Annotated in this window: 8 protein-coding genes; 1 reads left to right on the forward strand and 7 read right to left on the reverse strand. The window is 42.8% G+C overall.

The features are described from left to right. Genes MLE19_RS21150 through MLE19_RS21175 form a run of 6 tightly spaced genes read right to left on the reverse strand, consistent with a single transcriptional unit; the run spans position 1 to position 5,298 of the window. Positions 1 to 807: a gamma-glutamyl-gamma-aminobutyrate hydrolase family protein gene (locus tag MLE19_RS21150; RefSeq protein ID WP_240720292.1), complete on the reverse strand. Its 807-nt coding sequence runs from the start codon at positions 805 to 807 to the stop codon at positions 1 to 3. Beyond that, on the reverse strand, positions 804 to 1,826 hold the full coding sequence (locus MLE19_RS21155) for a hypothetical protein (protein WP_240720294.1): 1,023 nt from the start codon (positions 1,824 to 1,826) through the stop codon (positions 804 to 806). Before MLE19_RS21155 ends, MLE19_RS21150 begins: the two co-directional genes overlap by 4 nt. Next, positions 1,826 to 2,782: a nucleoside-diphosphate kinase gene (locus MLE19_RS21160; protein WP_240720295.1), complete on the reverse strand. Its 957-nt coding sequence runs from the start codon at positions 2,780 to 2,782 to the stop codon at positions 1,826 to 1,828. The genes MLE19_RS21155 and MLE19_RS21160 overlap by 1 nt, the downstream gene beginning before the upstream one ends. Next, positions 2,779 to 3,534 (reverse strand): guanylate kinase, encoded by a 756-nt coding sequence (locus MLE19_RS21165; protein ID WP_240720297.1) that lies wholly within the window; start codon positions 3,532 to 3,534, stop codon positions 2,779 to 2,781. The genes MLE19_RS21160 and MLE19_RS21165 overlap by 4 nt, the downstream gene beginning before the upstream one ends. Next, a complete protein-coding gene (locus tag MLE19_RS21170) occupies positions 3,509 to 4,477 on the reverse strand; it encodes a transketolase family protein (protein WP_240720299.1) in 969 nt (322 codons plus the stop codon). The genes MLE19_RS21165 and MLE19_RS21170 overlap by 26 nt, the downstream gene beginning before the upstream one ends. Then, on the reverse strand, positions 4,474 to 5,298 hold the full coding sequence (locus tag MLE19_RS21175) for a transketolase (RefSeq protein WP_240720300.1): 825 nt from the start codon (positions 5,296 to 5,298) through the stop codon (positions 4,474 to 4,476). The genes MLE19_RS21170 and MLE19_RS21175 overlap by 4 nt, the downstream gene beginning before the upstream one ends. 569 nt (positions 5,299 to 5,867) lie before the next feature. On the opposite strand from MLE19_RS21175, the gene MLE19_RS21180 reads away from it, so the two are divergent. Continuing rightward, entirely contained in the window at positions 5,868 to 6,509 is a 642-nt protein-coding gene (locus MLE19_RS21180) for an acyl-homoserine-lactone synthase (RefSeq protein ID WP_240720302.1), read from the forward strand. A gap of 18 nt (positions 6,510 to 6,527) precedes the next feature. Here the strand turns inward: MLE19_RS21180 and MLE19_RS21185 are convergent. Continuing rightward, positions 6,528 to 6,884 (reverse strand): helix-turn-helix domain-containing protein (locus MLE19_RS21185; protein ID WP_240720304.1); only part of this gene is annotated, 357 nt, incomplete at its 5' end.

Raw genomic sequence — 6,884 nt, forward strand, 5'->3', positions numbered from 1 at the left:
TCATAAAATCAGCCGTTCTGCGCGATGCTTCATACATACTTCCCTATACTCTTTAATTATCGATTGTTCCAAACGACCTGTGGCTGATCGCCACTCCAAGTGCCATTGAACGCCCAAGGCAAATTGATCGTGATAGTTATACGAGATCGCTTCGACCACCCCATCATTCGATCGGGCTTCAACATTGACTCCTACCCCTAAAGTTGATATAGCCTGGCCATGAAGTGAATTGACCTCAATGCTCCGGCTGTCTCCATCAATAGGCTCCATCAACTTCGAAATGAATCCATACGGTTCTATATGAATAAAGTGACTCGGTTCATACCTCTTGCTCCACACTTTACCTTTGTCAGACCTATGATCAATTACCCCCTTTTCCTTATGAACTTCCTGATAAAGGTCTCCGCCAAGCGCAACATTTAGTTCTTGCATACCACGGCAAAGGCCTAGGATAGGAACACGTTGCTCTACTAAAAGACGGATTAATGGTAAAACCGTCAAATCTCGAGCATGATCTGTAAGGCCTTTTATTTCAACGGGCCTAAAGACATCACCTTGAAGCCGATGACCAACATTCGATGGGGATCCGGGTAAAAGGAGACCATCAATAGAGTTGGCAATGGCATGATGAAATTTATCGCTAGGCGCCTCTAAAGCCGGTATTAGGAGTGGAACTCCCGACATCTCAAACTGTACAAAATCAACGTACTTACTAAATACCGTTTGGTGGATAAGAGGCGGGTAGTCGCCAAAAGCTATGGGCCTTGCGCAACTAGCTATCCCAATAACCGGAGCATTGGAAGTCATTTAAACCACTCTCGTATTGATAATCCATTGATGCTGTACGCTTTCTTACGGTAGATAACTTCCATATCAGAATATTCGCCAGCCTCTTCTTTAACATGCGCATCAAGCAAACGTAATGCAGCCTCTCCCGATGGATACTCCTCCTGTGATTCGATGAGGGGCACCCCAGCGCGGAAAAGATCATCACAGAAATCAAATGTATGGAGAATGAACTCTTTCAGTTCGTTTTCCGTTAAGAAACTACCAGTTAAAAGCAAAGACTCGAACCGACTTAGTATTGTTTTTTCCACTTTGAGCTTACGAGCGTATGGAATAATCCATTTGCGGTGATAATTTGTGTTCCCACATAGGTGGCAATACGCATGAAACTGCGTGACCATGTTCTCCCGAGCTAAATCTGCACATCTAATTAGTTCGTTATTTTCCCATGCACCAAGGATATCCAATAACACTGAAAAATCTGAAGCCTTCCAACGATACATCAGGTACAAAAAGCGTGCGATACCTATACGTTCACGTAACTCATCGAGATACTCAGTGTTTTGTATGTCAGCACAATTAAACATTCTATGAAGAAAAGCCATTTCCCGGACAGGTAATGTCTTTGTCAGCAAAATTAGAGACCGTGTAGCGTATGAAAATATTTCTTCAACCGTTGACACTAACTGCTCAACTTCCGCGAATGTCCGATACTCAATATCAATTTTTATTTGAGTTCCTGGGATGACCGTATGTATTAGAAATACATCTTGAGCTGGGAGCTCGCCATCAACAAGCGTTCGATCTCGACTAAGTATCCGATAATGGTTCTGAGGGCGGATCATAGATGCAGTCAACGTTTCTCGAACCAACACGTGGACATCGACGTCTGAATGCCTATTGCCTAGACCTTCAATGAGAGAGCCGCCAACAAAGGCAGCATCGCCTTCAGTCAGGTAAGCATTATCAAGAATGAATTGCACAGGAAGCTTTACACTTCCATCCAACAGATGAAGACTGTCCAATTCTGTTAAGCGCATCATTCTGCTCCTTCCCAAAGTACTTTTACTTCGTCTACGGCTTTAGCATCAAGAATTGGTTTCACACCAGGTCGGTCATGCTCAATTAGCTCTGCAGCAACCGTCAGAAAATCCCAGTCGTCGCATTTGTGTTGACGTAGCCCAAAAGACTGCGAAAGCTCATGCAACGACCAAGTTTTAATAGAGCGTTTTTCCCAAAGCTTGGCAAAATAGGGCCTAGACAAAACAAGCCTCTCAATAACTTCTTCGGGGCTGACACTATGGCATAAACAGTTTTTTTCGATACGCAGCGCTTCCGCTTGCGCTGAATCAGATCTCTCGTGACTAATTAATCTGTCTACGATAGTCTCCTGTTGGATATCGTCATACAATATACCTAGCTCTCTAATAATATCGGCGGGTTCATCTGGTGTGTGGACGAAGCCAAGCATTCGATTATGCATTCCGATTTCGCTTCGTAATTGATCCGGTCGACGCCGACTCTCATGAGCTGATCCCTTCTGCGCCCACATCCGCACCGAAGCAGGAATAGTGGAGGACATTGTATCCTTCAGGAGCAGCAAGAGTGATGGAGCCAAGGAGTTGCCGAAAGTAGTCAAGGCAACTCGGTCATAAGTTGCAGCATTCCACTGAAAACGCCAGATGTGATGACCTGCATTTCTACCAATGGGAGCAGGCATAGCGTGTACAACCGACATGCCCAACCTATTTAGGTAGTTGATAATCTTTACTGTGAGCCGTCGTGCTAAACCTTCTGGCTTAATTATTAGAAAGGTGTATCGATAGAAGTCCTCTCCACGGATACCGCTATTCATCAAGCTTTGCCATATGTTATCGGCGACAAATTCCCCACTATACAGCTCAGCTTTCCGACTCTGTTTGGTAAGCAATACCCACGGGGGAGTCGTACTTAGATATCGCGCTTCTTCTCGCACGTTTATTGATGAACGGTTCATGTGCCCCCCTGCAGGTTAGCCCCGAGTGTATTTTGCAACCGCTCATCCAACGGATCGTAATAAAAGAGCATCGTGTGAGGTGCCATCTCGGAATAGTGAGAGAGAATTCGCCGATGTCTGCTCAACCTGTGGCTTTCAGCGCGCCTAATTGCCTTTAGTGTTTCGAGCGTCTCATCAATATCATCGTTTATTAGGTAATAGTCATGATCTCCAACATATCCCAAGTCTTGAAGTGCCATCTTTACCTTGATCTCACGGTCAATACCTCTCTCTGTTCCTCGATTGCTCAGTCGCTCCAGCAAATGCCGTAAGGACGGCGGAATTATGAAGATACCAATAGTTCGATCTGGAAATTTCCTCTTGAAATTGATATACAATTGAGGAGTGTAATCAAGGACGACATCACAGCCCTTTTCGATCGCGTCGTATAGTGGTTGAATAGGTGTTCCATAATACTTATTTGGCGACGGATTAACCCATTGTGCGAATGCACCCTCCTCCACTAACTCGCGAAACCGTTTAAATGTAACAAACTCATACAAACCAGTTTCGTCAATCTGTGCAGTTGGCCGAGGTTTTCGAGTTGTAATGTTCGGAATGTATTCAATTTCTGGCGATTGTCGACGCCATTTCTGTATTAAAGTTGTTTTACCTGTTCCTCCGGGGCCAGATAGTGCAATGAAAAGGCTTGGCTTAGGAGATCTAAGATTTGTATCCAGCATATCATTATTTAAGCGTAACTGATCCATCATCACTACCTCCTATTTTTATAATAAAATTCTTTGTCTTAACCGCAATTGCTGAAGCAATAAGCCCATAGTGTTCGAATATTTGCTGTGGACTTCCTATTACTGAAAATTCGTTTGGGATGTTAATAGGCAACACCGGAGTCGACTTAATGTTACACAGCACTTCAGCTACCGCACTAAACAAACCTCCTGTTCGTTGATGGTCCTCAACAACCACAACAATTTTCGTCCTATTAGCTGACTGGACTATAGCGGCCTCGTCCAGCGGGGAGATAGATGCCATATTTAGAATGTGAGCCTCAACTCCACTCTCGGCCAAAATTTCTGCAGCTTGGATAACTTCATGGAGTAAGGGGCCGTAACTTATCAATGTCACATCCTCCCCATCACGCAACGTAGAGGCCTTCCCTGGTTCAAAACCTCCTGTCTGCGGCAAGTGAGGCACAGTAATTCTATTTATTCTTAAAAACGTAGGACCATGAAGATCATGAGCAAACTCTAATGCCCGCTCAGTTTCTAGACTGTCGCCAGGGGCATAAATCGACAGCCCTGGCAAAGTTCTCATTAGCGCTAGATCTTCAGTAGAGTGATGAGTAGGGCCTAATGCACCATAGGCGATGCCTGCACTGAAGGCACAAAGTTTTACGTTCGCTTGTGAGTAAGCGATATCAATTTTAATTTGCTCGAACGCTCTAGCGGTCAAAAAGCATGAAGCAGCGCAAACGAATGGTATATAGCCACCGTTGGCTAAACCCGCAGCTACTCCAACCATGTTTTGCTCTGCAATACCTAGATCGAAAACCCTCTCGGGGAATGTATTTAGAAAGGCCAGAGAATCGCTTGAGGAGAGGCAATCATTCAACACGAGCACTATGCGGTCATCTTTATGAGCAAGCTCTACCAGCTTTGAAGAGAAAGCATGCCGGCAATCGAAAAGTTCCGTCATTGCTTATCCCCTAATTCTGCCAACGCCAACTCGTACTCATGCATATTCGGTACCTTATGATGCCATGCTGGATTATTCTCCATGAAAGAGACACCTTTGCCTTTAGTAGTGTCTGCCACAAGGCAAGTGGGCCTGCCTTCGATATGAGGAAAATGCGTAAGCGCTTGAGTTATAGCGCGGATATCATGCCCATCTACAGGTCGCACCTCCCATCCAAAGGCGAGCCACTTTTCCTCCAGGGCTCCTAGTGTATTAACTTCTTCGATAAATCTCCCTTGTTGCAGATTGTTCCGGTCGACAATGACGGCAAGGTTATCTAGCTGCTGCGCTGAAGCATACATGGCTGCTTCCCAGTTGCTCCCTTCCTGTAGTTCTCCATCGCCAACAAGGACAAATACTCGCCGATTCGAGCGAGTAAGCTTTGCCGCTAAAGCGCAACCCACTGCGAATGGCATACCATGACCAAGAGCTCCTGTTGATGTTTCAATCCCACTAAGCCTTTTATTTGAAGGGTGGCCTGCGAGGGCACTATCGTAACTATTGAACGTATCAAGATCATAAGATGAATCGCCAAAACACTCTCGAAGCGTCGCGTATAGAGCCAAAGCGGCATGCCCTTTGCTTAGAATGAAACGATCACGATCTGGATGCGTTAGATCACCGCCTGGAAAATTGAGTATGTTTGAGTACAAGGTCACTAATATATCTAGACACGAGAAATCTGGCCCAAGATGCCCCATACCAGAGTTGAATGTCACTCTTAAGCATTCAAGTCGAAGTTTTCTCGATACATCATTGAGTTCATCATAATTCGACTTCATATCTCGGCCTCACCCATGACAGGACTTGTACGCCCTGGAAAACCATTTAAGACTAACAATCTTCCACAACAAAAATAGTTTAGAAAAATCATTCGTACATATGAAAACCTTCATGAATACTAATATCTTTTTGATTTAATTATAAAATCTTAATTAGTTTTTTATTCACATCCAAAAGCTACTCTCTCTGCATTTAATTTCATTACTGAATCTAGCCATAAAAAGCTTGCATTGAGTACCTGGCCTTTGGAACAGGTACTATTCCGGCTTCCTTATGAAAGACCTATCCCCCCAGGCCGCAAAACTCCTCATGTGCAATGATTATGGAACAATTTTACTGTAGAGTGATTTCTACGCACATAGAAAGCTAACTTACTCTTAAATTTGGCTTTATTGCTTGAAAACTTTACTTAAAATAATCGAATGACAAGATCCACCTTTTATTGGTTATTGAGGGAGCAATTTAGTTAAAAAATTAAATGTAATCGCATGTCAACTGTACAATCAGACAGGTGCGGTGTCGTGCAACTAGTCTTACTATTTGAAGAAAATATTCAGAGGAGTAGGTAATGCTTTTTTCTGTTAACAACAAAAAAAATTATTACGGGATCACTGTTCTAATTTCTAACTATGACGAACTCTCAGACTGCATACTTAACAATATTTATCGTTCAAGGAAGGAAATTTTCATTGACAGAAAAAAATGGGCCGTTGCAAGCTATCTAGGAGGAGATTTAGAAAGCGATGAATATGATGATTCCGAAGCGTATTATATTTATACTTTACATCAGAACAGTATTACAGGTTGTGTGAGGCTTCGGCCATCCACATCTCCAACTCTTTTAACCGGCCCTTTAAAAAATTTAAAAAAAGAAAATATTGAAGAAGTAAAATCCGAAAAAACATGGGAGGCATCGCGTTTTTTTATTACTCCAAACAGTACTCTGCGGGAAACCAAGGGAAGTGCTGATACAAGAACATATATTTTGTTTATTAGCATGATCGAATTCGGCATAGCTATTGGAATTTTGAAATATGAAGTTGTCGTTGATTCGATGATGATGCGCATTCTTAGAATGTGTGGCTGGCCTCTTTACATTCTTAATTCAGATTCAGGCTCTCTTGGTGAGAAAATTTATTATGGAACTCTTTCATGCAGCTCCCAATCTCTTAACAATATTATTTTGACTAAAAAAAACAAAGAGCTATAAATAAAACTGTTTTTTCTGTCAAATCAGATTCATACGCAACGCCTTTATTATTGCCTGCGTAATATTAATTGCATTCATTTTTTTAATAATATTTTGAGCATGGAACTTAACAGTTCTTTCAGTTATATCTAATATTAAAGCGATCTCTCCGTATGTCTTTCCAATTGCAATCCAGTGCAGGCACTCTGCTTCACGCTCCGTAAAGGGTTGGCAAAGACCCTGCTTAGCAATGCCTGGGCGCTGCTGGTGAGCTATATGACTAATCATAGATATTAAGTATGAATAATTTTGTACAATCGTTGGAAATTCTGAGTTGTCTTTACTAGTAGCTAAATGCATTGAACCGAAAGCACAACCTGGCTCATGCAAAGGAAC

Source organism: Vreelandella neptunia (assembly GCF_022489065.1).
In the GTDB taxonomy this organism is placed as follows: Bacteria; Pseudomonadota; Gammaproteobacteria; order Pseudomonadales; family Halomonadaceae; genus Vreelandella; species Vreelandella neptunia_A.

What these genes read in the sequence shown, in the direction of transcription:
- MLE19_RS21165 (WP_240720297.1), bottom strand. Translation starts at nt 3,534, where the DNA reads ATGATGGATCAGTTACGCTTAAATAATGATATGCTGGATACAAATCTT.
- MLE19_RS21160 (WP_240720295.1), bottom strand. Translation starts at nt 2,782, where the DNA reads ATGAACCGTTCATCAATAAACGTGCGAGAAGAAGCGCGATATCTAAGT.
- MLE19_RS21180 (WP_240720302.1), top strand. Translation starts at nt 5,868, where the DNA reads ATGCTTTTTTCTGTTAACAACAAAAAAAATTATTACGGGATCACTGTT.
- MLE19_RS21150 (WP_240720292.1), bottom strand. Translation starts at nt 807, where the DNA reads ATGACTTCCAATGCTCCGGTTATTGGGATAGCTAGTTGCGCAAGGCCC.
- MLE19_RS21155 (WP_240720294.1), bottom strand. Translation starts at nt 1,826, where the DNA reads ATGCGCTTAACAGAATTGGACAGTCTTCATCTGTTGGATGGAAGTGTA.
- MLE19_RS21175 (WP_240720300.1), bottom strand. Translation starts at nt 5,298, where the DNA reads ATGAAGTCGAATTATGATGAACTCAATGATGTATCGAGAAAACTTCGA.
- MLE19_RS21170 (WP_240720299.1), bottom strand. Translation starts at nt 4,477, where the DNA reads ATGACGGAACTTTTCGATTGCCGGCATGCTTTCTCTTCAAAGCTGGTA.